The sequence below is a fragment of the Azospirillum sp. NS33 genome (assembly GCF_059703765.1).
Genome location: NZ_BAAKJB010000073.1, coordinates 1 through 2,562, shown reverse-complemented (window position 1 = coordinate 2,562; position 2,562 = coordinate 1). Strand labels below are relative to the sequence as shown.

3 protein-coding genes are annotated in these 2,562 nt (G+C 68.5%); all 3 read right to left on the bottom strand.

The window, feature by feature from the left end; genetic code table 11:
- Positions 1 to 1,395 (bottom strand): NAD(P)(+) transhydrogenase (Re/Si-specific) subunit beta, encoded by a 1,395-nt coding sequence (locus AC6H2I_RS30360; protein WP_497504527.1) that lies wholly within the window; start codon positions 1,393 to 1,395, stop codon positions 1 to 3.
- Position 1,396: 1 nt separating this feature from the next.
- Positions 1,397 to 1,819 carry an NAD(P) transhydrogenase subunit alpha part 2 gene (locus tag AC6H2I_RS30355; RefSeq protein ID WP_497504526.1) on the bottom strand — a complete coding sequence of 141 codons (423 nt, stop codon included), beginning with the start codon at positions 1,817 to 1,819 and terminating at the stop codon, positions 1,397 to 1,399.
- Between the two features lie 11 nt (positions 1,820 to 1,830).
- Positions 1,831 to 2,562, bottom strand: a 732-nt coding sequence (locus AC6H2I_RS30350) for a Rossmann-fold NAD(P)-binding domain-containing protein (RefSeq protein WP_497504525.1), incomplete at its 5' end; no start/stop codon positions are given.

Sequence of the window (2,562 nt, the reverse complement as noted above, 5' to 3'; positions counted from 1 at the left end):
TTACGCGTCCATCGACTTGACGACCTCCTCGGTGACCTTTTTGGCGTCGCCGAAGAGCATCATGGTGTTGGGGCGGAAGAACAGCTCGTTTTCGACGCCGGCGTATCCGGCGCCCATGGAGCGCTTGATGAAGAAGACGGTCTTGGCCTTTTCGACGTCGAGGATGGGCATGCCGAAGATGGGTGACTGGGGGTCGGTCTTGGCGGCGGGGTTGGTGACGTCGTTGGCGCCGATGACGAAGGCGACGTCGGCGGTTCCGAAGTCGCGGTTGATGTCCTCCAGCTCGAAGACCTCGTCGTAGGGGACGTTGGCCTCGGCCAGCAGGACGTTCATGTGGCCGGGCATGCGTCCGGCGACGGGGTGGATGGCGTATTTGACCTCGACGCCCTCCTTCTTCAGCAGGTCGGCCATCTCGCGCAGGGCGTGCTGGGCCTGGGCGACGGCCATGCCGTAGCCGGGGACGATGATGACGCTCTGGGCGTTCTTCATGATGAAGCCGGCGTCCTCGGGCGAGCCCGCCTTGACGGTGCCGCGCTCGCCGCCGCCGCCGGCCGCGGCGGCCGCGGACTCGCCGCCGAAGCCGCCGAGGATGACGTTGAAGATGGAGCGGTTCATGCCCTTGCACATGATGTAGGACAGGATCGCGCCCGACGAGCCGACCAGGGCGCCGGTGATGATCAGCAGGTTGTTCTGGAGGGTGAAGCCGATGCCGCAGGCCGCCCAGCCGGAGTAGCTGTTGAGCATGGAGATGACCACGGGCATGTCGGCGCCGCCGATCGGCAGGATCAGCAGGAAGCCCAGCGCCAGCGACACCAGGACGATCAGCCACAGCGCGGCGTCGGCGTTGGAGGCGACCAGCCAGGCGATCAGCAGCACCGTCAGCACGCCGAGCGCGGCGTTGAGCTTGTGCTGCATGGGGAACACCAGCGGCTTGCCGCTGACCAGGCCCTGCAGCTTGGCGAAGGCGACCAGCGAGCCGGTGAAGGTGATGGCGCCGATGGCGGTGCCCAGGCTCATCTCGATCAGCGAGCCCATGGCGATGGCGCCGGGCACGCCGATGCCGTAGGCCTCGGGCGAGTAGTAGGCGGCCAGCGCCACGAACACCGCGGCCAGGCCGACCAGGGAGTGGAAGGCGGCGACCAGCTGGGGCAGTGCCGTCATCACGATCTTCTTGGCGATCAGGTAGCCGATGCCGCCGCCGATGGCGATGCCCAGCACGATCAGCCAGTAGGACTGCACCAGCGGCGAGGCCAGCGTGGTCAGCACGGCGATGGTCATGCCGACCATGCCGTAGAGGTTGCCCTGGCGCGACGTCTCCGGCGAGGACAGGCCGCGCAGCGCCATGATGAAGCAGATCGACGCCGCCAGGTAGAGGAGGGCAGACAGGGTCGTCATCTCACTTGCCCTTCTTCTTGAACATGGAGAGCATGCGCTCGGTGACCAGGAAACCGCCGAAGATGTTCACCGACGCCAGGATGACGGCGAGGAAGCCCAGCACCTGGGAGAAGCCGAACTCGGCGGGGCCGGCGGCGATCAGCGCGCCGACGATGATCACCGAGGAGACGGCGTTGGTGACCGCCATCAGCGGCGAGTGCAGCGCCGGGGTGACCCGCCACACCACGTAGTAGCCGACGAAGCAGGCCAGCACGAACACCGTCAGCCCGGTGATGAAGAAGTCGCCGTGCCCCGCGGTCCCGGCCGGGGCGGCGTCGCCGGCCCGCTGCACCGCCTCGGCCGCCAGCAGGTCGGCCTTCTGCGCGAGCGCCGCGAGGTCGGCCTTGAGCTGGGCGATGCGGCCCATCAGTTCGCTGTTGTCCATGGGTATCCCTCTCAGGCGGCCTGCGGCGCGAACGCCGGGTGGACGACCTGGCCGTCGCGGGTCAGCGCGATGGCCTTGACGATCTCGTCGTCCCAGGTGAAGGCGATGCGCCCGGCCTCCTTGTCGTGGAAGGCCTGGAGCAGCGCCAGCAGGTTCTTGGAATAGAGCAGCGAGGCGGATTCGGCGATCCGCGACGGGTAGTTCACGTGCCCGACGATCGTCACGCCGTTGGCCGTCACCACCGTCTCGCCGGGCTTGGAGCCCTCGACGTTGCCGCCCTGCTCCACCGCCAGGTCGATGATCACCGAGCCCGGCTTCATCGAGGCGACGTGCTCGGCCGTCACCAGCACCGGCGCCTTGCGGCCGGGGATCAGCGCCGTCGTGATCACCACGTCCTGCTTCTTGATGTGCTCGGCCACCAGCGCCGCCTGCGCCCGCTTGTAGTCCTCCGACATCTCCTTGGCGTAGCCGCCGGCCGTCTCGGCCTGGCGGAACTCCTCGTTCTCCACCGCCACGAAGCTGCCGCCCAGCGACTTCACCTGCTCCTTCACCGCCGGGCGCACGTCGGTCGCCGACACGATGGCCCCCAGCCGCTTGGCCGTGGCGATCGCCTGAAGCCCCGCAACGCCCACCCCCATGATGAACGCCCGCGCCGGCTGCACCGTGCCCGCCGCCGTCATCATCATCGGGAACGCCCGCGCGTACGCCGACGCCGCGTCCACCACCGCCTTGTAGCCGGCCAG